Source organism: Planctomycetota bacterium (assembly GCA_016125255.1).
Taxonomy (GTDB): domain Bacteria; phylum Planctomycetota; class Phycisphaerae; order Phycisphaerales; family Zrk34; genus RI-421.
The window spans coordinates 252,707-276,624 of the sequence record WGMD01000009.1 but is presented as its reverse complement, the minus strand read 5'-3'; the positions used below and the strand labels follow the sequence as shown (position 1 = coordinate 276,624).

At 63.5% G+C, this 23,918-nt stretch carries 18 protein-coding genes; 11 read left to right on the top strand and 7 right to left on the bottom strand.

Annotated elements, in window-relative coordinates; translation table 11 throughout:
• Positions 1-121 precede the first annotated feature (121 nt).
• The 5 genes from GC162_09925 to GC162_09905 form a co-directional block, all read right to left on the bottom strand.
• Positions 122-871, bottom strand: coding sequence for a hypothetical protein (locus GC162_09925; GenBank protein ID MBI1368957.1), 750 nt, complete (start codon positions 869-871; stop codon positions 122-124).
• A 157-nt stretch (positions 872-1,028) separates the two neighbouring features.
• On the bottom strand, positions 1,029-2,585 hold the full coding sequence (locus GC162_09920) for a hypothetical protein (GenBank protein ID MBI1368956.1): 1,557 nt from the start codon (positions 2,583-2,585) through the stop codon (positions 1,029-1,031).
• Positions 2,582-3,115, bottom strand: a complete 534-nt coding sequence (locus GC162_09915) for a sigma-70 family RNA polymerase sigma factor (GenBank protein MBI1368955.1) — start codon at positions 3,113-3,115, stop codon at positions 2,582-2,584. Before GC162_09915 ends, GC162_09920 begins: the two co-directional genes overlap by 4 nt.
• Positions 3,116-3,490: 375 nt before the next feature.
• Positions 3,491-4,996, bottom strand: a complete 1,506-nt coding sequence (locus tag GC162_09910) for a sulfatase-like hydrolase/transferase (protein ID MBI1368954.1) — start codon at positions 4,994-4,996, stop codon at positions 3,491-3,493.
• Positions 4,997-5,157: 161 nt separating this feature from the next.
• Positions 5,158-6,225 (bottom strand): 3-deoxy-7-phosphoheptulonate synthase, encoded by a 1,068-nt coding sequence (locus GC162_09905; protein ID MBI1368953.1) that lies wholly within the window; start codon positions 6,223-6,225, stop codon positions 5,158-5,160.
• A 214-nt stretch (positions 6,226-6,439) separates the two neighbouring features.
• Here GC162_09905 and GC162_09900 point away from each other — a divergent pair, with 214 nt between their 5' ends.
• The 9 genes from GC162_09900 to asnB all read left to right on the top strand — a co-directional run bounded on the left by GC162_09900 (position 6,440) and on the right by asnB (position 18,490).
• A complete protein-coding gene (locus GC162_09900) occupies positions 6,440-9,199 on the top strand; it encodes an azurin (GenBank protein MBI1368952.1) in 2,760 nt (919 codons plus the stop codon).
• A gap of 24 nt (positions 9,200-9,223) precedes the next feature.
• On the top strand, positions 9,224-10,363 hold the full coding sequence (locus tag GC162_09895) for a hypothetical protein (protein ID MBI1368951.1): 1,140 nt from the start codon (positions 9,224-9,226) through the stop codon (positions 10,361-10,363).
• Positions 10,364-10,404: 41 nt separating this feature from the next.
• Positions 10,405-10,965, top strand: coding sequence for a hypothetical protein (locus GC162_09890; GenBank protein ID MBI1368950.1), 561 nt, complete (start codon positions 10,405-10,407; stop codon positions 10,963-10,965).
• Positions 10,966-11,047: 82 nt separating this feature from the next.
• Positions 11,048-11,590 (top strand): sigma-70 family RNA polymerase sigma factor, encoded by a 543-nt coding sequence (locus tag GC162_09885; GenBank protein ID MBI1368949.1) that lies wholly within the window; start codon positions 11,048-11,050, stop codon positions 11,588-11,590.
• Positions 11,446-13,038, top strand: coding sequence for a hypothetical protein (locus GC162_09880; protein ID MBI1368948.1), 1,593 nt, complete (start codon positions 11,446-11,448; stop codon positions 13,036-13,038). The genes GC162_09885 and GC162_09880 overlap by 145 nt, the downstream gene beginning before the upstream one ends.
• Entirely contained in the window at positions 13,035-13,838 is an 804-nt protein-coding gene (locus tag GC162_09875) for a PEP-CTERM sorting domain-containing protein (GenBank protein ID MBI1368947.1), read from the top strand. Before GC162_09880 ends, GC162_09875 begins: the two co-directional genes overlap by 4 nt.
• 40 nt (positions 13,839-13,878) lie before the next feature.
• Positions 13,879-14,514, top strand: a complete 636-nt coding sequence (locus tag GC162_09870; GenBank protein ID MBI1368946.1) for a DUF1559 domain-containing protein — start codon at positions 13,879-13,881, stop codon at positions 14,512-14,514.
• Positions 14,515-14,688: 174 nt separating this feature from the next.
• Positions 14,689-16,467 carry an aspartate--tRNA ligase gene (aspS, locus tag GC162_09865; protein ID MBI1368945.1) on the top strand — a complete coding sequence of 593 codons (1,779 nt, stop codon included), beginning with the start codon at positions 14,689-14,691 and terminating at the stop codon, positions 16,465-16,467.
• Between the two features lie 199 nt (positions 16,468-16,666).
• Positions 16,667-18,490, top strand: a complete 1,824-nt coding sequence (gene asnB / locus GC162_09860) for an asparagine synthase (glutamine-hydrolyzing) (GenBank protein MBI1368944.1) — start codon at positions 16,667-16,669, stop codon at positions 18,488-18,490.
• Between the two features lie 141 nt (positions 18,491-18,631).
• Here asnB and GC162_09855 read toward each other — a convergent pair whose 3' ends face one another.
• A complete protein-coding gene (locus GC162_09855) occupies positions 18,632-19,252 on the bottom strand; it encodes a hypothetical protein (GenBank protein ID MBI1368943.1) in 621 nt (206 codons plus the stop codon).
• Entirely contained in the window at positions 19,249-19,866 is a 618-nt protein-coding gene (locus tag GC162_09850) for a prepilin-type N-terminal cleavage/methylation domain-containing protein (protein MBI1368942.1), read from the bottom strand. The genes GC162_09855 and GC162_09850 overlap by 4 nt, the downstream gene beginning before the upstream one ends.
• A 38-nt stretch (positions 19,867-19,904) precedes the next feature.
• Here GC162_09850 and amrS point away from each other — a divergent pair, with 38 nt between their 5' ends.
• Positions 19,905-21,017, top strand: a complete 1,113-nt coding sequence (gene amrS, locus GC162_09845; protein MBI1368941.1) for an AmmeMemoRadiSam system radical SAM enzyme — start codon at positions 19,905-19,907, stop codon at positions 21,015-21,017.
• A 186-nt stretch (positions 21,018-21,203) separates the two neighbouring features.
• Positions 21,204-23,882: a glucosidase gene (locus tag GC162_09840; protein MBI1368940.1), complete on the top strand. Its 2,679-nt coding sequence runs from the start codon at positions 21,204-21,206 to the stop codon at positions 23,880-23,882.
• The last annotated feature ends 36 nt before the right edge of the window (positions 23,883-23,918 follow it).

The window sequence follows — 23,918 nt, the reverse complement described above, 5'->3', positions numbered from 1 at the left end:
TCGATTCGTCGAACCTTCACCCGCCAGAGTGTTCTTGCGCGGCCGAACGGAAAATGCTTCTTTCGATCCAATGCGGCGCGTCGACTTTCGCCGACGCGCCGCAAGCAGGCAAACATTCGAATCATCGCCGACGGCGGCGCGTGGCTGCGAAGGCAAGCAGACCCAGACCGGCGGGCAGTGCCGCGGGGGTGGGAACGGAAGCGACGCCCAGGTCACGGACCTGGATGGCGTTGAGCTGGCTGGAGACGTCGCCCAGGATGGTGAAGTCCTGCGTGGTGCCGCTGGCCGTGAATGTGCCGATGGTGTACTGACCGGCTCCACCGGTGCCGCTGGTTGCGTTGAAATTCAGAATCACGCTATTGCCGCCGGTGCTGGTGAGGGTATCTTTGCGATTGATGGTGGCGCGAGAATCCTCCGCCCACACTTGCACGGCATAGTTCTTGCCGCTGACCAGGTTCTTGAGCGAGACCGTTATGGTCTGCACGGGGGAGTTGTAGATCGCACCCTGAAGCATGGTGCCGTAGGCTGTGGTGAGGCCCGATGCATGGCTATAAGCGGATGTGTTGATGGTCAACGCTCTCGTCGAATCTGACAGGGTGATATCGCTTCCAATCGTATAAATGTTGGCGCCTGAATAAGTGCCAGTGGCGTATACGAAGTTGACGCTGTGCACAGTCTGAGCACTTGAAAAGTCATAGGCATAGAGGGTGCTTCCGGTGTTCAGCACGTCCGAGTCGCCGTTGGTGCCGATGGTGACGGCGGCGCCCCAGGTGATGGCGGCGGCATGTGCGGAGGCGGCGGCGAAGGCGACCAGCAGCGCCGCGGCAAGCAGCGAGCTACGAACTACGAAAGATTTGATGGAGCGTTTCATACTTGGCGGTCCTTTCCAGAAAACAGTTTCTCGGAATCTCCCGTCCGCGGCACACCCGCGGCCGGCGTTGCCCCGTGGTCCGGCGGATCAGGCCGGGGTGCAGGGGCGTGCCGATCGACGGCGTGGCTAGCTTGCGTCGTCGATCGGCGAAGGGTTGTTAATGTGAAGCATTCGCGGTGTCGATCTCCAATGGTTGTGTGTTTTGCGATTTCTCGGCCTGATATAGAGCGTGAACTTCGTCTTGCGTCAGAGCGCGTCGGAAGATGAGCACCTGGTCGATGACGCCGGGGAAGGGTCGTAAGTTGTTGACACGAGTCGGAACCCAGTTGCCGATACGTGCTGAAGCGAGCGTGATGTTCTGCGACTGATGGATCGCTCTGAAGGCGATCAACGCACCGTCGAGATACAACCGAATCAAGCCGTTCTGCGGATCGTAGGTGCCGACGATCTGCACCCATTGGCCGAGCGGTAATGCGGCCGACGCGGGGCTGGTGACCTGCGCATGCGGATCGCCAAAAACATTGAACCGGGCAAGTCGGCCGGCGGCGACGTCCATCCCGACGCAGCCTGGATGCCATTGGTCCGTGGCGAGGATGACGCCGTAGTGATCCGGCGCGGCGGGCTCGGCGTCGAGCTTCACCCATGCGGCGCACGTGAACGACTCCAGTGGCTCGGGCACGGCAATGTGAACGTACTGATTAGCGCCGCCGAATTGCAGCGCGCGGGTGTCGGGCAGGCGGCCGTCGACGATCGCCGCGCCGTGAATCACGCCATCCAGCGAAGAGCCGGACGAGGACAGATTCGTCAGCGAGCTGGGTGTTGAAGCGGTCGCCCCGTTCAGCGAATACAACGCCACGAGGTCTGCGTCCATGCGAAGCTGATCGCGCACATCGGTCTGATCCGTCGAGGCGATCCAGCGACTGGAAACGGACGCGAGACGTCCGCCGGCGTCGAGGCGGGCGATCTGACCCACCGTGAGCGTTCGATGTTCGTCGCCGGCGTCAACGAGCACGCGGCCTTGGTAGACCCGCACCACGGTGTGACCGGCATCGGTGATCGCGCCGAAGCGCGTGCCCAAATCGGTCACGGACGCGCCGTGGGGCAGATCGACGATAAAACCGTGAGCCTTTTGGGGCACATACGCCGACAAGCCCCCGGAAGTCAGGCGGCCTCGGTTGGGTCCGGTCATGTGGAATTCGCACGGGCCGGTCAGATCGACGACGGCGGTGGATTTGAACATGAGCTGAGCGCGGCCGGCGGTGAGTTTGATCGGGCCGGATAAGTCAGAGCCGAGGGCGTGTTCGGCGTCGGCGAACTTCGCGTCGTCGGAGAGGTCGGAGAGAATCGCGAAAGACGCGGGGGAGGGGGAGGGGGGATGGGGGTTGGGGGAGGGGGGATTGGAAGGCAGGAAGACGAAATAAAGCGCGGCGGCGATCAGGAACAGGGCGGCGAGGGTGAAACTCGAAATCCGAAACACGAAACGCGAAGGGGAGGGAGCATTCTTCGTGTTTGGGGTTTCGAGTTTTGAGTTTTCAATTGCGACCGGCGCGGACTGGATGAGCAGGTCGCGGAGCTGGTAGTGCTGGATGGAGCGATGGACGAAGAGATCGATGCGGGCGGGGTCTTCACGCAGCCAAGGCGCGAGGCGGGCCATGACTTCGTCGGTCGGGCCGTCGTCGAGGTAGGAATCGATGAGGAGGTCGTCGGGGCTCATTCGGCCTCCGAGCGGGCGAGGCGACGTTCGATGCATTCGCGGAGGGCTTGGCGCGTGCGGGTCAGGAGCATGCGGAGGGCCCCGCCGTTCATGGACAGTTCGCGGGCGATGGCGGCGGGCTTGAAGTTGCTCACGTAGCGCAGCTCCAGCGCCTGGCGGGCGCGGCCATCGATGCGTTTGAGACATTCGGACAGGGCCTGCCGGTGCGGATCAATCCGGGCGGCCTGCTGCTGGTAGCGTTGCGTGATGCGGTCGATGAGGGCGTCGTCGAAGATGTGCCTATCGGTGGCGGTGAGCCGGCGGTACTGCATCACCTCGATTCGTGCGATGCCGATCGCCCATGCGGCGAACGGACGGGCCGGATCGTACTGTTCATACTTGCGGACGACGGCGACGGCGACCCGGCTGAGCACCTCATCGACGGCGTCGAAGTCCCCGAGCATCGTGGCGATGAACGCCCCGACAAGCCGCTGGGCCTGCGTCCACTGCACGGCGAGTTGTTCGGTCGATTGACGGTCCATGGGTGACATCTCCACCCATGTTCCGCGCGCGCGGTCGTTTTGTCACAGAAAATTTGGATGGATCATCCATTTGAGAATTCTGAAATACTCCCTCTCCCTTCGGGAGAGGGCTGGGGTGAGGGTGGTCCCGGAGTATGGCGCCCACCGTTGCGGTCGCGGTCAGTGATTGGGCGCACCCTCACCCGGCCCTTTGGGCCGACCTCTCCCGGAGGGAGAGGTATTTCTGCCCCCCCGCCCTTGAGGGCGGGGCCGCTTGCGGTGAGCGCAGTCGAACCGGGGGAGGGTGAGGCGCATCCGTCGAGGCGCGTTCCGATTCGGAACCGTTACGAAGCGATACGATTCACCCCCACCCAACCCTCCCCCTCGGAGGAGGAGGGCTTTAGATCAGCGGATTTTCGCGTCGGGGAGTTCCTTGCCGATGCCTTCGTAGATGGGCATCTTGCGGGAGTTTTCCACCTGATCCATCAGCTTGTCGAGCTGGTTGGAAAGTCGCTTGCACAGATCGGCGTACTTGGGGTCCTGGGCGAGATTGACGGCTTCCTCCGGGTCATGGACGAGATCGAAAAGCTCCGGGGGGATGCGGTCGGGGGAGCCGTCGCCGTGGGGGTAGCGGATGTATTTCCATTGGTCGGTGCGAATGCCGCGGACGTTGGGCGTGTAGGGGAACTGCTTCTCGTAGTCGCACTCGTAGTACCATGCCTTGCGCCAATCGGGGTCGCCGGCGGTGACGAGTTTCTTCCAACTGCGGCCGTGCGTTTTGGGAAGCGCGGGGGCGCCGCAGAGATCGAGAATCGTCGGAGCAAAGTCGACGTGGAGCACCTGCTGTTCGATCACCTTGGGTTTGTCGGGCGGAGTCAGGCCGGGATAGCGGACGACGAGGGGGACGCGGATCGACGGTTCGGCCATGGTGCGTTTGTCGACCATGCCGTGCTCGCCTTCGAGGAGGCCGTTGTCGGTGGTGAAGATGATGAGCGTGTTGTCGAGGACGCCTTCGTCGGCCAGTTCCTTGTAGAGTTTGCCGACGGAGTCGTCGACGCTCAGGATGGTGCCGCGGTAGGCGTGGACCATGTTCTCAAAATCAACGACGGCGGCGGCGGAACGGTCGGGGAAATTCTTGCGCCATTCAAAGAGCGGGCCGTAGATACCGTGCCATGTATCGAGCCGCTCGCGGTACCAGTCGGGATTCGTGTCGAGGTGGTACGCGGTGTGCGGATAGTCGATGGGGACGTTGTCGAAGGCGTGCTTGTATTTGTCTTCGGGGATGTAGAAGCTGTGCGGCGCTTTGTGTCCGAGCATGAGGAGGAACGGCTTGGACTTGTCGCGATTGTGAAGCCAGTCGAGGGCCATGTCGGTGACGACGGTCGTGTAGTAACCCTTGACGAGTTTGCGTTCGCCGCCGTTGGTTCGGAAGACGTTGTCGAAGTATTTGCCCTGACCTTTGTGCGTCACGAAGTAGTCGAAGCCGGGGCGCTGGTCGTCGTTTTCCTCGCCCATGTGATACTTGCCGATGTACGCGGTGGTGTAACCGGCTTGCTGAAGCGCCCGCGGGAACGTCGGCATGTCATCGGGGTATTCGGTGAAATTGTTGGAGACGCCATGCGTGTGGGCATACAGGCCGGACAGGATCGATGCGCGGCTTGGTGAGCAGAGCGAGGTGGTGCAGAAGGCGTTGGGGAAGTAGACGCCTTCGCGGCCGAGGCGGTCGATGTTGGGCGTCTGCATGACGGAATTGCGGGCGATGCCCATGCAGTTCCAGCGTTGATCGTCGGTGAGGATGAACAGGACGTTTGGCCGGGCGCGGGCGGAGCGCGGGGTCGACTCGGCGGCATGAACGGATGCGACAAACAGGCACAGACACCCGACCGCGAGCAGCGATGCGATGGACCTCATGATGTGACTCCCAACGTAGTGGCGTTTCATCCCCCTCCCTTCGAGGGAGGGGTTAGGGGAGGGTGAATCGTATCAGTCAGGACCGCCTCCGTATCGATGCGGACGAGGGCGTGGACTGATGCGCTTCACCCCCACCCATCCTCCCCCTCACGGGGGAGGGGTTAAGACAGCGTCGCGTGAGCGGAGCGGAGAAGCTCGGCGGTTTTTTCCCAGCCGAGGCATTCGTCCGTGACGCTCACACCATACCGCATTTTCGCAAGGTCGGGGCAAAGCTCCTGCCGGCCTTCGAAGAGGTTGGACTCGAGCATGAGCCCGATGATCTGGGCGTTGCCGGCGGTGCGCTGGGCGATGACGGAGTTGAAGACGACTTCCTGGCGTTCGAACTTCTTGCCGGAGTTGGCATGAGAACAGTCGACCATCAGCGTCGGCGACAGCCCCGCCTTCTGGAGCCGGGCGGCGGCGGCGGCGACGGCGGCGGGTTCGTAGTTGGGTTGGCCCGGCCCGCCGCGCAGGATGACATGACCCCACTTGTTGCCGGTCGTCTGCACGATGCACGAGCGGCCGTGGTGATCGATGCCGAGGAAAGCGTGCGGCGAGCGGGCGGAGATCATGGCGTCGATGGCGACCTGCAATTCGCCGGTCGTCGAATTTTTGTAGCCGACGGGCATGGACAGGCCGCTGGCCATCTGACGATGCGTCTGACTTTCGGTCGTGCGGGCGCCGATCGCCGCCCAGCTCACCAGGTCATCGATGTACTGCGGCACGATCGGATCGAGGAACTCCGTCGCGGCGGGCAGGCCAAGCTTGTTGACCGCGAGCAGGATGCGGCGGGCGGCGTGCAGACCGGCGTTGATGTCGAAGCTGTCATCGAGATGCGGATCGTAAATCAGCCCCTTCCATCCGACCGTCGTCCGCGGCTTCTCGAAATACACGCGCATCACGATGAGCATCGTCGACGCCACTTCGCGCTGAACCTCCGCGAGGCGACCGGCGTATTCAAGCGCGGCCTTCTCGTCGTGGATCGAACACGGACCGACGATGGCGATCAACCGGGGGTCCTGACCGAGGAGCACCTGCTTGATGGCGTCGCGCGATTCGAGCACCGTCTGCCGCACGTCCTCCGTCAGCTCGATCTTCTTGTCGAGTTCGGCGGGGCTGATGAGCGGTGTGGTGCTCTGGACGTGCAGATCCTGCGTGGCGCGGCTGGATGTCGAAGGGGTCGGATTCATGGGGGCGATATTGTACCCATGTCGCCCCGGCCCGGCATCCATCGCGTGTCATCCCGCCCCATGACGCAAAAGCTTAGCATGGTGACGCAATATCATTTGACAAGGTACGTTGATCGGGTTGTCATGGGTGGCTCGCGTCACCCTGCTGAGGATTCTCCGCAGACGCCTTCAACCCCCCCCCGACCGACCTGACTTCACCCTGGAGCACAGATTCATGACTCAACGCCGCAATCTGCTCACGTGGTCCTGCCTCATCGCCCTGGGCCTTGGGCTCGTCTCAAACTTCGCCGCCGCCGCCGATCTGCAGATCAACAAAGGCGACCACATCTGCATCATCGGCAACACGCTCGCCGACCGCATGCAGAAGGACGGCTGGGTCGAGACCATGCTCCAGGCCCGCTTCGCCGGCGACGATCTGGTGATCCGCAACCTCGGGTTCTCCGCCGACACCGTCGCCCTCGACGGCCGGCTCCGGTCCATGAACTTCGGGTCCCCCGACGAGTGGCTCGCCGGTAAGGGCAACCCCATCGGCGGGTATCAGGAAAACCGCTTCGCCAAGACCAACACCAACGCCGACGTCATCTTCGCGTTCTTCGGCTACAACGAATCCTTCGCCGGCGAAAAGGGCCTCGATCAGTTCAAGAAGGATCTCAACGACTTCATCGACCACACCCTCGCGCAGAAGTACAACGGCAAGAGCGCCCCGCGGCTGGTCCTCTTCTCGCCGATCGCGCATGAAGACCTGCACAATCCGAACCTCCCCGACGGCAAGGAAAACAACCAGAACCTCAAGCTCTACACCGAAGCCATGGCCCAAGTCGCCAAGGCCAAAAACATCCCCTTCGTCGATCTGTACACGCCGACGCTCGCCGCCTACGCCGCCGCCAAGTCACCCTTGACGATCAACGGCGTGCACCTCAACGAAGACGGCAACAAGGTGCTGGCTCAGATCATCGACAAGTCGCTCTTCGGCGCCGCGGTCGAACCCAAAAACGGCGCTTCGCTGACGCAGATCAATGAGGCGGTCAAGGACAAGAACTTCTACTGGTATCGCCGGTATCGCATGGTCGACGGCTACTCGACCTTCGGCGCCCGCGCGTTCCTGGTCTTCTCCAAGGCGGCGGTGCGGCAGGTCAAGAGCGCCAAGGACGTCAAGAAGGAAGACCTGTTGCCGATGAACTACGACACGATGCAGCGCGAGCTGGAAGTGCTGGACGTGATGACGTCCAATCGCGATCAGCGCATCTGGGCCGTCGCGATGGGCAAGGATCGACAGGTCGATGACTCCAACACGCCGCCGTTCGTCGAGACGGATACGAACGAGCCGGGCAAGGGCCCCAACGGCGCTCACGAATTCCTCAGCGGCGAGGAAGCGATCAAGCACATGAAGCTCGGCAAGGGCATCAAGGTCGGCCTGTTCGCCTCCGAAGAGCAGTTCCCGGAACTGATCAACCCCGTGCAGATGTCGTTCGACACGCAGGGCCGGCTGTGGGTCGCGTCGTGGAAGAATTACCCGCACTGGCAGCCCAAGACGCCGATGGACGACAAGCTGCTGGTGCTTGAGGACACGAACCACGACGGCAAGGCCGACAAGGTCACGGCGTTCGTGGACAATCTCGAAGACCCGACGGGCTTCGAGTTCTGGAACGGCGGCGTCATCGTCGCGCAGGCGCCCGACATCGTCTTCTACAAGGACACCGACGGCGACGGCAAGGCGGATCAGCGCACCGTGCTGCTTTCAGGCATGGACACCGCGGACACGCACCATACGTCCAACAGCTTCGTGATGGACCCCGGCGGCGCGTTCTACTGGCAGGAAGGCACGTTCCACCATACGCAGGTCGAAACCCCGTGGGGCGCCGCCGTGCGGAACATCAACGCCGGCGTCTACCGCTTCGAGCCCCGCACCGCAAAGTTCGAAGTCTACGTCCCCTACAACTTCGCCAATCCGCACGGGCACGTGTTCGACTACTGGGGCTACGACATCGTGCATGACGGCACGGGCGCGGTGCCTTACATGGGCGCTTCGTTCTCCGGTCACACCGATTATCCCGCCAAGCACAAGGGCGGCGCCCCCGTGCTCTACAAGCAGCGCACACGCCCCTGCCCCGGCACCGAAATCCTCTCGAGCCCCGCGTTCCCCAAGGACATGCAGGGCGATCTGCTCGTCGGCAACGTCATCGGCATGCAGGGCATCCTCCATTACAAGATCAGTGAGGACGGCTCGGGCCTGTCCGCGACGGAACAGGAGCCGATTCTTTCGAGCGACGACTACAACTTCCGCCCGGTGGATTTCGAGATGGGCCCGGACGGCGCGCTGTACTTCTGCGACTGGCAGAATCCGATCATCGGTCACATGCAGCACAACCTGCGCGACCCGAGCCGCGATCAGAAGCACGGCCGCATCTACAAGGTCACCTACGAAGGCATGCCGCTGGTCACGCCCGCCCCGATCGCCGGCGAGCCGATCGACAAACTGCTCGACCTCCTCAAGAGCGAGACCGATCGCGTCCGCTATCGCACCCGCATCGAGCTGACCGGCCGGAACGTCGACGACGTCATGGCCGCCCTGAACAAATGGGTGGCGGGACTCGACAAGTCCGAGCCGACCTACGAGCACAACCTGCTCGAAGCGCTCTGGCTGCATCAGAGCTTCAACGTCGTCGACGAAGCGCTGCTCAAGCAGGTGCTTGCCGCCAAGGACTTCCACGCCCGCGCCGCCGCGACGCGCGTCCTCTGCTACTGGCGCGATCGCGTCAAGGACCCGCTCAAGCTCCTGGCCGTGCAGTCCAAGGACGAGAACCCGCGCGTGCGGCTCGAAGCGATCCGTGCCTTGAGCTTCTTCACCGACTCGAAGGATCAGGCCGACGCCGCCATCGAAATCGCCCTCGAAGCCGCGGACAAGCCGCTCGACAAATACCTCAAGTACACGCTCGACGAGACGACCAAGACGCTCGACAGCGTGAAAAAATAATCGTCCGCACACGCTGACCGAGCCATGCGTACGATCAACATGACACGACCGGAGACCCCGCTGGTGAAGATCTTAACCCGCTGCGCGATCGTCGTTCTCATGGGCCTTCTGCTCACCGCGTCGATGGCGCGCGCCGAAGACGCGGCCGACATCGACCTTTCCAAGAACCCCCGGCTCGTCAAGTACAAGCTCGGCAAGCTGTCCAACGAGCAGTTGCTCGGACTCCACCGGTCGACCGACGACCCGAAGTACAAGCCGATTTACGAGGTGATGCTCACCCGCGCCGGGCTCACCGCCGCGCAGCGCGACGAGGCGATCAAGGGCATCGCGACGATCGACAAGACCGACCCCGCGGCCGTGCTCGTCACGGCGCTGGGCGCGCTGAATCCGGATGACGAAGAGGATCAACCGGCGCTGGCGCTGATCACAAACCTGCTCATCGCGCAGGAGCCGGCGGATCTGGCGGTGCAGCGCATGGCGGTCATGGGCGCGATCCGCGCGACGGCCGATGACAAGAAGACGAAGATGCTGCCCGGGCTGGCGCAGCGCTGCCTCGATCATCTCAAGGGTCTGCCGGCGGACCAGAAGGATTCGGACGACGCGGTGCTCGTCGGGGCGCTGTGCATGCAGGTGGCGCGCGAGCTGCCGGTCGATCAGGAGTACAAGATCGCGTCGCAGATGTACGCGGCGGGCGTGCATGTGTTGAGTCTGCGGGCGCTGCACGAGATGATGATCTATGACAAGCACTACTTCGCCGTCCCGGCGGGCACGATGCTGCACATCATCTTCGACAACACCGACGTGATGCAGCACAACCTCGTCATCGGCATGCCCGGCAAACTCAACGACATCGGCATGGCGGCGGCGGTCATGCAGCCGACGGCCGACCTGACGCAGAAGCAGTTCATCCCCGACCTGCCCGCCGTGCTTCACTCGTCGCTATTGATCAACCCCGGCGGGTCGACGCGCATGGACTGCAAAACGCCCGAAAAGCCCGGCGAATACCTGTATCTGTGCACCTTCCCCGGTCACTTTTTCAAGATGTACGGCGTGCTGATCGTGACGGACGATCCGGCGGCATGGTTCGCCAGCCCCAAGCCCCCGACCGACCCCCTGGCCGGCAAGCCCTACGCGACCTCCCGCAACGAAGAAAAGAAACCGTAAGGCAGCGGTCAGAGGTCAGCGATCAGTCGTCAGCCAATCCCATGTCACGCCCTTCCGCCCGCAAACCGGCGATCATTGAAATCCGCATCGCGGAGGTCAATCAGCTTTTCAATTCGCTCGATCCTTCGCCGTTTCCGGAAAAGGACCTCGATCAGGATGCGGAGGAGTTCATCGTCAGTTGGGCCACGGAGGAGCACCGCCGCTCGCCGTTTCATCTGCGCATCCATCTGACCAAACCGGCGAATGATCCCACTGCCCGCGAGCGCATCACCGAAGCGGTGCACGCCTTCTTCGCCTACCGCGCTTCGATCACCCGCCGGCGACTGCGCCGATTGCTCGCCACGGGGCGCTCGGCGCTGATCATCGGCGTGCTGTTCCTTGCGGCGTGCGTGCTGGCGGCGGACCTGCTCATCCCGCTGGCGGAGGGCCGCCCGCTCATGCAGATCGCGCGCGAGTCGCTGATCATCGGCGGCTGGGTGGCGATGTGGCGGCCGATGGAAATCTTCCTCTACGAATGGTGGCCCATCCGCCACGAACGCCGCGTCTACGACCGACTGAGCGTCTGCGACGTCGAAGTGGTCGAACCGGGGGCGGGGAGTTAGTTTCTAGTTTCTAGTTTCTAGTTTCGGATTTTTTTATTGTGTCTGATGTAAGGTTCGCTCCAATCATGGACACTATCCATGGATGGAAGCGCCACGGAATGAACAGGCCGGTGAACTGGTGCGGCTTTTCGCGGAGCGGTGGCTCGACGCGGAAGCCGCGGTGTCGTCGTTTATCTTCGCCTCCGTGCGGGACTTCCAGCATGCGGAGGACTTGATTCAGACGGTGGCGATGGACGCGGCGGCGGCGATCGGGACGTACGATCGGGCGCGGCCGTTTCTGCCTTGGATCATGGGCATCGCGCGGAACCGGGTGCTCAAATATTACCGCACGCGGACCGGCGATCGGCTCGTATTCGATGAGCGGACGCTCGCCGCCTTCGCCGCGGCGCACGAAGCGGCGGCCGACGAAGCCGACACGCGACGCCGGGCGCTGGATCAGTGCCTCTCGACATTGACCGGGCGCACGCGCGACGCCATCGAATGGCGGTACCGCTCGGACCTTTCCGCCGCCGACATCGCCGCGCGGCTGGGCATGACGCCCAACGCCGTATTCGTCATGCTCCATCGCGCCCGGCAGACGCTCCTGGACTGCATCCGCAAACGTCTGGCGGAGGGCGCGGCATGACGATGAACCTCCGCGAAGCACAGCAGACGATGGACGCGTACCTCGATGGAGGGGAGGACGCCGCGTCGTTCGAAGCGATGTGCCGGCTCATGCGCGACGATCCCGAAGCGGCGCGCGAACTGGCGCTGCGGTCGATGCTGCATCACGAAATCCGCCGCCAGATCGTCCGCCGCCAGCCCGAGCGCCGCGGCGGCACGCCGCGCATGCATCGACGGCGGATATGGATCGGCGCCGCGGCGGCGGTCGTGCTTATCGCCGTGATGCTTGCGTTCATGTCGATGAACGGCACAATGCCGACCAATTCGACGGCGGCGCGGCCGGTGGCGGTGCTGACGGATGTGATCAATGCAAGCTGGGCGAGCGAGCCGCATGTGCCCGGCGACGAGTTTTCCGCCGACACGATCGGACTCGCCGGCGGGTCGATCAAGCTCACGTTCCTCGACGGCAGCGCCGTGGAGCTGACAGGCCCGGCGCGACTTTCGATCAGGGGCAATGCTCATGCGATTCTCGAAGCCGGCCGCCTTGCCGCCGACGCCCGCTCCGGGTTCACCATCGATGCCCCCGGCGGCGTGCGCATCGTCGATCTGGGCACGCGCTTCAATGTGCTCATCGACGAAACCCGCCGCGTGCACATCGACGTCACCGAAGGCATGGTCAAAGTCAGTCTGCACGGCGAAGGCGTTTCTGGCGAAAAGCTGCTGGCGGCGACGATGGGCGTCATCGTCGATCCGACGACCGGCTTCGTCTGGCGCGACGGCGGCGGATCGACGCCGATGGTCAGCGCCGATGGCGAACTGGTGATTCCCTCGGCGGACGCGGACGGTGCGGTGTACGCGCTGCCGAGCGGGCAGTTGGGGGCGTTCAGCAACGCGGACCTGATCGTCGGGTCGGCGACCGGCCCCGCCGACTACAGCGGCATTCTGTTCTTTCAGCTCCCCGACCGCGACGGCGGCGCGATTCGGGATGCGACGCTGAACCTGACGGTTCAGTCGGCCGGCCGACTCGAACATGCGAACATCGACCTGTGGGGACTGGGCTATGTGCGCGGCCGGCCGGCGCTGTCGGGCGACTGGCGGCTGAACGCCGACGCCGACGCGCGTCATCTTCTCAATGACGCGCCGCCGGTACGCATCATCGACAACCTGATCCCCGCCGGTCAGGCCGCCGCGATCGGTCAGATGGTCGCCGTCATTGATCGGCATCAGCCGGCGCTGGCGCAGTACCTCAACGATCTGTACGACAAGCACGGCGCGGAAGCGGGCGACTTCGTCGTGCTGCGCCTCAATGCCGATGCGCCCGTCGCCGCCGAGTTTGACGGTTCGCCCGACCATCCGTTCGCCAATATCCGCTTCGCCGGCTCGCATCGGACCGATCCCGACCGCCGCGCGACGCTCACGCTCCGCCTCCAAGCCGACTCAAAACCATCCCCGAAGGAGAGACAACAATGAGCCGTCACACTCAAGCCGCTGTCCAAACCACTTCGCAATCCCGTGATCGCGCCGCAAATGACGCCCGCTCGCAATCGCGCCATGTGCTGCTGCTCGCCGTGCTCATCACCCTGAGCTTCGGCGCGGCGCGATCGGCGATGGGCGCGATGTATGTCGTCAACTCCGATGCCGCCGACGGGGCCGTCTACCGTCTGACGAGCAATGGCAACTACGGCACCTTCAATACCCAGGCGCTGATCGTCGGCGCCGCCTCCGGACCGGCCAATTACAACGGCATCATGTTCTTCGCACTGCCCGACCCGTTGCTGGGCATCGATCGCGCGGCGCTGCACCTGACGCTCACCTCGCCCAACACGCTTCCCTTCAACACCGACCTTTGGGGCATCGGCTACATTCACGGCTCGCCCGCCCTCGTCGGTTCGTGGGAAGTGCATGCCGACACCGACCCGCGCATACTGCTCAACGGCGTCGCGCCCACGAAACTCGTCAACAATCTCGTCGCCGCCAACACCGCCGCCGCCACGCTCACCACCAACATCCCGCAGAGCATCGCCATCGGCAGCTACCTGCAAAGTCTCTACACCGCCGGCGCGGTCGCGGGCGACTTCGTCGTCCTGCGCGTCAACGCCGACGGCGACACCTACGCGCAAACCAATAGCATCCTGACCAACTTCCGATGGGGCACCGATGTCCAATCCGCCCCGGCCCAGTTGACGATCACGACCGTCCCCGAACCCGCGTCCGCCGCGATGCTGCTCATCGGCGGCGCGGCGACGCTGATGCGCCGGCGACAGGGTTAATCGAAACCGCTCGTCGAGCGGCCGCTATAGTGAGGATGTCATGCGACAACGTGCCTTCACCTTGATTGAGTTGCTTGTGGTCGTGACGATCATCGCGCTGCTCATCGCCATTCTGCTCCCGTCGCTGCGGCAGGCGCAGATCACGGCTAGGCGCGTCGCATGCGCGTCGAATCTGCGGCAGATCCGCATCGCCACCGAGATGTACATCTCCGACTACAAGCAGTCGCTGCCCGGGCCGACGACGTCCGGCCAGTTCCCCGGCTATAGTTCGACGTTCTACGTGCTTTCCGGCTATCTGGCTCCGTACCTGGGCAAGAAGCCGGTGTCGTCGGTGATGCAGATGAATGACGTGTTCATCTGTCCGGGCTTCGCGCGCGTCGCGCCGCCGAATGTCGATCCGACCGTGTGGGTTACGTACGTCGCCGACGGGCTCGACAAGCATGGCAAGCGCCTGCTCGGTTATCCGCCGGGCCCCAGCGCCGCCCCGCCGGAGAAAGTCACCGACGTGTACCGCCCCGATTCGACGGCCATGATGCAGGAGATCGACGAACTGACCCACCCCGGCGGCTGGGGCGGCAAAGTCGCCCTTGAGCCCATGCACGACTACTTCAACGGCCTGCCCGTCCGCAACTACCTCTACTTCGACGGACACGTCGACGCACACATCGGTTTTTAGCCAAAGCCCTCAGCCATCAGCACACAGGCATCAGCAGCCCGCAAGTCGGCCGGCGATTGCTCCGCCGCTGGCACCTGACCGCTGATCGCTGACAGCTCTCCATTGGCTCGCCACCGACCCCCGACCCTGCTAACATGGCGGACCTTTATCGAGTGACTTTTCGAGATTGCCACCATGCTCAAGCGCACCCATACCTGCGGACAACTTCGTGCCACCGACGCCGGTCAAACCGCCTCGCTTCTCGGCTGGGTCAACAGCTACCGGGACCACGGGGGCGTGATCTTCATCGACCTGCGCGACCGCGAAGGTCTGACGCAGCTCGTGTTCCATCCCGAAAACAAAAACGCACATGATCTGGCCGATCGGCTCCGCGCCGAGGACGTCATCGGCGTGAGCGGCAAGGTCGTGCCGCGCGAGGCGGGCATGGCCAATCCGAAACTCCCCACCGGCGCGATCGAGCTGGACTGTGACACGCTGGAGATTCTCAACAAGGCGACGACCCCGCCGTTCGTGCCCGACGAGGCGAAGAAGGTCGCCGAGGAGCGCCGCCTCAAGTACCGCTACATCGATCTTCGCCGGCCGGAGATGCAGCACATCCTCCGCACGCGCCATCGCGTCACGAAGATCATGCGCGACTACTTCGACGAGAACGGGTTCTACGAAATCGAGACGCCCTTTTTGTGCAAGTCCACGCCCGAAGGCGCCCGCGACTTTCTCGTGCCGTCGCGCCTTCAGGCCGGCGAGTTCTACGCCCTGCCGCAGAGTCCGCAGCTTTTTAAGCAGATTCTGATGGTGGCGGGGATGGAGCGATATGTGCAGATCGTGCGCTGCTTCCGTGACGAAGACCCGCGGGCCGACCGTCAGGCGGAGTTCACGCAGCTTGACCTGGAGATGAGCTTCGTCGAGCAGCAGGATGTCATGGACATGATCGAGGGACTGGTGCGGCGAATCTGGAAACAGATTCTCGACATCGAAGTGCCGCCGCTTTCCCGCATGACCTACGCGGAGGCGATGGACCGGTTCGGGTCCGATCGGCCGGACCTGCGCTTCGGCATGGAGCTGGTCAACATCAGCGACCTTGCCGCCAGGACCGAGTTCAAGGTGTTCGCCGACACGGTGGCGAACAAGGGGCTGGTCAAAGTGATCCGCGTGCCCGGCGGCGCGGCGATGACGCGCAAGCAGACCGACGGGCTGGCCGATTGGGCGAAGGGGTACGGCGCGAAGGGCCTGGCGGTGACGAAGGTCGTCGCCGGCGGCGCGCTGGACACGGGCATCGCCAAATTCATCGCGCCCATCGCCGGCGAACTGATCGCCCGCACCGGCGCGGTCGAAGGCGATCTGCTGTGCTTCGCCGCCGACTCGTTCAAGGTGGTGCATCGCGTGCTGGGCGAGCTGCGCGTCAAGCTGGCGCACGATCTGGGCATGATCAAACCGGGCGATTGGAAGTGGCTCTGGGTCGTCGACTTCCCGGCGGTCGAGTGGAACGAGGATCACAAACGCTGGGACAGTCTGCATCACCCGTTCACCGCGCCGCTCGATGAGGATCTGGCCAAACTCGAGACCGACCCCGGCTCCGTCAAGAGCAAGGCATACGACATCATCTTGAACGGGTCGGAACTCGGCGGCGGGTCCATTCGTATTCACCACCCCGAGGTGCAGCAGAAGGTGTTCGGCCTGCTGGGCATCGATCCGGCGGCGGCGGAGCTCAAGTTCGGGTTCCTTCTCGATGCGCTGCGCTACGGCGCTCCGCCGCACGGCGGGATCGCGCTGGGGCTGGATCGCATGATCATGCACCTGTGCGGCACGACGAACATCCGGGACGTCATCGCCTTCCCCAAGACGCAGACCGGAGCCGACCTGATGACCGAGGCCCCGAGCCCCGTCGATCAGGTCCAGCTCGACGAACTGCGCCTCCGCGTGCAGACCCACAATAAACCCGACAAGGCGGTTTGAAAGCGCGGCGATTTTGACACGAAGACACGGAGACATGGAGACACGGAGAGGAAGGCGGAAAGTTCAATGCGGCGGACGTAATCGAGCGTCGCATGTTTAGGCCATTTGTGATTTGCACACCTGATTTGCGCCTTCTTCGTGTCTCCGCGTCTCCGTGTCTTCGTGCTGAATCTTCACCTCGCCAGGGAGTCGATCAAACATGTGCGGCATCGGCGGGATTCTTCGATTCGATGACGAGCCGGTCGACCGGCGGCGGCTCGAAGCGATGCGTTCCGTGCTGCACTGCCGCGGGCCCGATGAATCGAACATCGCCATCGACGATCGCTGCGGACTCGTCCACACGCGCCTGTCGATTCTCGACATCGCCGGCGGACATCAGCCCATGTCGATCGACGGCCTGCGCGTCGTGTTCAACGGTGAAATCTACAATCACCGCGCCCTGCGGGCGGAGTTGACCGACGCGGGTTGTCATTTCAAGACGGACCACAGCGATACGGAGGTTTTGCTGCACGGATATCGCCAGTGGGGCGAGTCGCTGCCGTCGCGGCTGCGCGGGATGTACGCCTTCGTGCTCTGGGACGGCGAGGAGATGCTGCTGGTGCGCGACGCGGTGGGCAAGAAGCCGCTGTATTTCTGGCATGATGAACATCAACTGGTTTTCGCAAGCACGGTCGGCGCGGTCCTCGCCGGCGTCGGTCGCAAGCTGAGCGTCGACCCCGATGCGCTGCGGCAGTATCTGGCGTTCGGGTATACGGAAGGGTTCGCGCTGTCGCAGGGAGTGCGCGAGATCGGGCCGATGCAGTGGCTGCGCTTAAGCCCCCGGCGGGCGGACAAGCCGGGCCCCCCGCCGCCGGCGCGGTCGGAGCCGGCCGACGCGGCGGAGATGATGGCGCTGATCGCAGATGCGGTCGAGGCGCGGCTCGAAGCGGATGTGCCGCTGGGGTGCTTCCTGTCCGGCGGGATCGACAGTTCGATTGTCGCCGCGATCGCGCAGCGGAAACTGGCGGCGCGCGGCGAGCGGCTCAAGACCTTTTCCGTCTCGATGCCCGAAGCGGCGTATGACGAAGGGCCATGGGCGAAGAAGGTGGCGGATCACATCGGCGCGGAGCATCATGCGTTGCGGGCCGAACCGCGGGTTTTTGAGGATTTGAAATACCTGATCGCCACGATGGGCGAGCCGCTGGCGGATTCGTCGATTTTGCCGACGTACTGGCTCAGCAAGGCGGCGCGCGAGCATGTGACGGTCGCGCTGTCGGGCGACGGGGGCGACGAACTGTTCGGCGGGTACGAACGCTACGTGGCGATGCGTATGCTCGACAAACATGCATGGTGGATCGGCAAGGGGCCGCGCGGCTTGCTCGGCGGCGAGCAGAAGTCGCGTTCGGCCCGGCTCCGCCGATTGATCGACGCGGCGCGCATCGGCAACGAAGCGGCGCGCTACTTCAGCATGGTGCGCATTTTTGATGATGCGCAGATGTCGGCGCTGGGTGTGCGGCCGATGGGCAGCGTGCCGAAGGATGCGATGACGCCCGAGCGCGACGATTTCATGGACCCGGCGGATAAAGCGCGGTGGTGGGATTTTCTGCACTATCTGCCGGGGGATCTCTTGCGCAAGGTCGATCGGGCGTCGATGGCGACGGGGCTGGAAGTGCGATGCCCCTTGCTGGACCGAGCGCTGGCGGAGGCGGCGCTGGCGACGCCGATGACGACGCTCATGCCGGGTCGGCGCACGAAGGCGATGCTGCGATCGATGGCCCGGCCGTTGCTGCCGGCGGATGTGTGCGCCCGCAAAAAGATGGGCTTCGCAGTGCCGATCGGGACATGGTTCGCGAAGGATCTGACGCCGCTCTTGAAGCGATGGCTGCTCGAGAATCACGGCCTGCGGGACATGGGCCTGCACCGCCCGATGATGGAGACATTAATCGTCGATCACCAGCGGGGCCGAATCGATCACACGCATCGGCTGTTTTCGCTGTTGAGTCTGGCCATCTGGAAAAGCTGGCTCGACGTTCAGCGGTTTTAGAGCGGTTTCAATCAATGCGTACCCGCGTCCAACGAGCCGCGCGCGTCAGCAAGCGGTCGAACCCGTATCCAAAGATCATTCCTTGACCGCTCCCTTACGGTCGCGGCTCGTTGGAGACACCCTTTGATTTCTGAAACTGCTCTACTTCGGCTTCATCTTCCTGACCGCGTCCTTCGCCAGCGCCATCACCAGCGCCCGCTCGCGGGCGGTCGTCTTGGGCAATACATCGGTCTGAAAGAACTGGATCACCTTCTGCTGCTTCGCCGCGTCGAACGGCGCCTTGCGCTCTTCCTCGCGCTTCTTGCGCTGCTCGTCCGTCTCGCCATTGCGCTTCTCGTCCCCCGCCCCCATCGCCTTCCACACCGCGATACGCCCGTCGAGCCAGGCGGCGCGCTGGTCCGGCGGAAGCTGCACATATTGCTCCGCCTCCGAGACGACAAACTGCTTCCACACGCGCATCGCCTGATCGCGCAGCTCCTCCGGATGATCCTTCTTCATCTGCGCGATGCGATCCTCCACGATCTTCCGCTGATCGTCATCCATCTTCGCGTACCGCTTCATCGCCTGTTCCGTGTAATAGCGCTGATCCTCCGGCGAGAGGCGATTGAAATACGGCGACAACATGAACGCGATCAGCTCGTCCGGGCTCGCGGTGTTCAGGTCCGGCGGCTGGGCGGCGAAGTAGTCGTGAATCAGGTACACGCCTCCCGCGGTGCATGAAAGAATGATCAGCAGGTAGAGCGCGGTCTTGAGTCCTCTCATGGCGTGCTGCCTCCCGATTGCGGCATCGTGAACCAGTCGGCGTGACCATCCAGGAAAAGCGCGTTGCGCCCCCCGCCGTCTTCGTTGCCGGCGCCCGGATGCGCCGCTTCGCCGTCGATCATGATGAACGCCATCGCGGGGAATTTTTCGAAGGTGTGCATCAGTTCGTTCTTCTTGCCGGTGGAGTTGGCGGCGTCGAGGTCGATCATGGTCAGGTAGAACCCGATGAAGTATTCGTAGCTGGTGCCCACCTGTGCGAAAAGTTCGCGGTCGGCGGGGCATTTCCAGATCGACTCGGGCAGGTCGTACTTTTTCAGAACGCTCATGATCGTCGGCGCGAACGGATCGACGGGGACGGTCTGCACCTCGGGGATTTCGCCGTGATTATCGCCCATGTAGAACCCGATGCCGCCGCCGATCTGGCGAAGGTTGGAGAGACAGACGGCCCGCTTGGCGGCTTGCTGGGCGCTTTTGAGCGCCGGGAGCGTGAGCCCGACGAGCAGGACGATGATGCTGACGGTCACGAGCAGTTCGATGAGCGTAAAGGCGCGGATTGGGCGGTGAATGAAGGACATACGTGCTATCCCTACCCGTGCGGCGGCGAGCGGTTGCATAGCATCATAGGGAGAATGGCCGGCCAGCGAGGGATGCCATGGCCCTGAGAAGCCCCGAGGCGATTCGCCTGCGCACGTTGATGCATGAACTGACCCGACCGGCGGAGTTGTACGAGCCGCTGCCGGACGGGCGTTTGCTCTGTTACGCCTGCGGTCACGAGTGCAAAATCGCGGAGGGGAAGGAAGGCGTATGCCGCGTACGGTTCAACGACGGGGGCGTGCTGAAGGCGCCGCACGGTTATGTGGGCGCGCTGGCGTGCGATCCGATCGCCAAGAAGCCGTTCTTTCATGCGTTCGTCGGGGCTGAGGCGTTGAGCTTCGGCATGCTCGGTTGCGATCTGCACTGCGGGTATTGCCAGAATTGGGTGACGAGTCAGGCAATGCGCGACGAGGCGGCGGTGTCGAACGTGTACCGCATCACGCCCGAGCAGATCGTCGATCTCGCGCAGCAGCATCACGCCCCCGTCATCGCCACGACCTACAACGAACCGCTCATCACCGCCGAGTGGGCCGTCGAGGTGCTCACACCCGCCAACGAAGCGGGCCTCTGCGGCGCGTTCGTCTCCAACGGCAACGCCACGCCGCGCGTCCTCCAATACATCCGCCCCTGCGTGCAGCTTTACAAGGTGGACCTCAAGAGCTTCGACGACAAACATTATCGCGCGCTCGGCGGACAGCTCGACAATGTCAAGCGCACGATCCGCCAGCTTCATCAGATGGGCTTCTGGCTCGAGATCGTCACACTGCTCATCCCCGGCTTCAACGACAGCCCCGACGAAGTGAAGCGGATCGCCGACTTCCTCGCCGGCATCTCCCGCGACATTCCCTGGCACATCACCGCATTTCACAGCGACTACAAGATGAGCACGACGCCCAACACGCAGGTCGATCAGCTCATCGAAGCGTGTCGGATCGGGCGGCGCGCCGGGCTTCGCTACGTCTACGCGGGCAATCGGCCGGGGCAGGTCGGGGAATGGGAGCACACGCGCTGCCCCGCCTGTTCCGCCATGCTCATCGAACGCCGAGGATTCTCGATCCGCGCCAATCGTTTGCGCGATGGCCACTGCCCCGACTGCCGGACGCCGATTCCCGGATTCTGGTCGCGCGACTGCATCGTCCCGCAGGAAAACATGGGCGGCATGAGCCGTTAGGCCGCGTGTGGGAAGGCCATGGATCGACGAGCCGCGACCGTCAGGGAGCGGTCGAAACCAGCATCCATGAGCGGCGCCGTGACCGCTCCCTCACGGTCGCGGCTCGTTAAACTCCGCCTTCTCACACACGTTCTTAAATCGGGCCTGCGCATTGCGGATCGCGGCGCGGCGTGATACTTATGTGTCATGGCAAAAACGAGGCCCACGCCCGACGCGGAAGTCAAACGTCTGGAAGAGGACGCTTCACGCAAGAAGAACTGGAAGCGCTGGGGGCCATACCTTTCCGAAAGACAATGGGGCACGGTCCGCGAGGACTACTCGGCGGACGGTTCGTGCTGGAATTATTTTCCGCACGATCACGCGCGGAGCCGGGCGTATCGATGGGGCGAGGATGGGCTTCTGGGCATCAGCGACCGGGAGTGTCGGCTGTGTTTCGCCGTCGCGCTCTGGAACGGCAAGGACCCGATCATCAAGGAGCGTCTTTTCGGTCTGACCGGGCCGGAAGGCAATCACGGCGAGGACGTGAAGGAATGTTACTACTACCTGGACTCGACGCCGACGCATTCGTACATGAAGGCGTTGTACAAGTATCCGCAGAAGGCGTACCCGTATGACCAGATCGTGCGTGAGAACGCCACGCGCGGCAAGATCGGCGAATACGAGCTGATCGACACGGGGATTTTCGATTCCGATGAATACTTCGACGTCACCGCCGAGTACGCCAAGGCCGGGCCGGACGATGTGCTGATCCGCATCACGGTGGCGAACCGCGGGCCGGAGGCGGCGCTGATTCATGTGTTGCCGACGCTGTGGTTCCGCAATACCTGGGTCTGGGGCTGCACGCACGAAGGATGTACGCTCAAACCGCGCATCGCGGCCGTCAGCGACACCGAGCTTCAGGCCGACCACCCCACGCTCGGCCGCTTCCATCTCGTCGCCGAGAAGGAGCCCGAGCACTGGCTCTTCACCGACAACGAGACGAATCAGGAGCGCGTCGCCGGCGTCGAGAACTTCTGCACGTACACCAAGGACGCCTTTGACCGCTATCTCGTGCATGGCGAGCACAAGGCGGTGAACCCCAAGGAATACGGCACGAAGGTGGCGGCGCATCACGAATGGATCATCCCCGCAGGCAAGGAAAAGACGCTGCACCTGCGGCTGTTTTCCGATGCGGAACCGCCGAAGAAAGCGATGGGCGCGGGATTCAAAAAAGTGTTCGTCGACCGCATCGCCGAGGCGGAGGCGTTCTACCAGCGCGTGCTTCCGCCGGAATACGATGCGCCGAGCCGGGCGATGGCGCGGCAGGGTTATGCGGGGCTTCTGTGGTCCAAGCAGTTCTACCATCTGGTCGTGGAGGATTGGCTCAAGGGCGATCCGAACATGCCCCCGCCGCCCAAGCAGCGGATCGAACATGCGCGCAATCGCGAGTGGAAACATCTGTACAGCCGCGATGTGTTGAGCATGCCGGACAAGTGGGAGTATCCGTGGTTCGCGGAGTGGGACCTGGCGTTTCACATGATCCCCTTCGCCCGGGTCGACGCCGAGTTCGCCAAGCATCAACTGCTCACCATGCTGCGCGAATGGTACATGCACGGCAACGGGCAGATTCCGGCGTACGAGTTCTGCTTCTCCGATGTGAATCCGCCGGTGCATGCATGGGCCTGCTGGCGCGTGTACAAGATGACCGCCCCGCGCGGCAAGCGCGACGTCAAATTCCTCGCGCGGGCGTTTCAGAAGCTCATGCTCAATTTCACCTGGTGGGTCAATCGCAAGGACCCGCACGGCAAGAACCTCTTCGCCGGCGGATTCCTCGGCCTCGACAACATCGGCATCTTCGACCGCTCCGCCCCGCTGCCCGGCGGCGGCACGCTCAGTCAGGCCGACGGCACGGCATGGATGGCGTTCTACTGCGCGACGATGCTGTCAATCGCGCTGGAGTTGGCGCAGCATGACCCGGTCTACGAGGACATGGCCAGCAAGTTCTTCGAGCATTTCGTCGCCATCGTCGAAGCGATGAACAGTCTGGGCGGCACCGGACTCTGGGATGATCACGATGGGTTCTATTACGACATGCTCCATCAGGACCATCACAGCACCCGCCTGAAAATCCGCTCGATCGTCGGCGTCATCCCCCTCTTCGCCGTCGAAATCCTCGAGCGCAGCGTCATCGAAAAACTGCCGGGGTTCCACAAGCGGGCCAAGTGGTTTCTGGAGAACCGCAAGGAGCTGGCGCGGTTCATCACGTACCTCGAAGGCGATTCGGAAACGGCGCAGCGCTACATGCTCGCCGTGCCCAGCAAGCAGCGCCTCCTGCGCGTGCTCCGATACGTGCTGGACCCCAGCGAGTTCCTCTCGCCCTTCGGCATCCGCTCGCTCTCGGCGGTGCATCGCGAGAAGCCCTTCGTCCTCAACCTCGAAGGCACGGAGCATCGCGTGACCTACGTCCCCGGCGAGTCGGACACACATATGTTCGGCGGCAACAGCAACTGGCGCGGACCGATCTGGTTCCCCGTCAACTTCCTCCTCATCGAAAGTCTCGAAAAATACCACCATTTCTACGGGCAGGACATCAAGGTCGAATGCCCCACCGGCTCTGGCAAAATGATGAACCTCAAGCAGGTCGCCGCCGTGCTGCGCAAACGGCTCGTGTCGCTCTTCCTCGCGGACAAGGCGGGCAAGCGGCCCTGCCATGGCGACGATCAGCGCTACATGACCGATCCGCATTGGCGCGATCTGATTCTGTTCTACGAATATTTCCACGGCGACAGCGGCCGGGGACTCGGCGCGTCACACCAGACCGGCTGGACCGCGCTGGCGGTCAACTGCCTCGAAAAGTCCGACGCCCTGCACGCGCTGGATCACTGATCTCACCGCTCGCTTCGGGAGAGCGAGCGAAAAGTC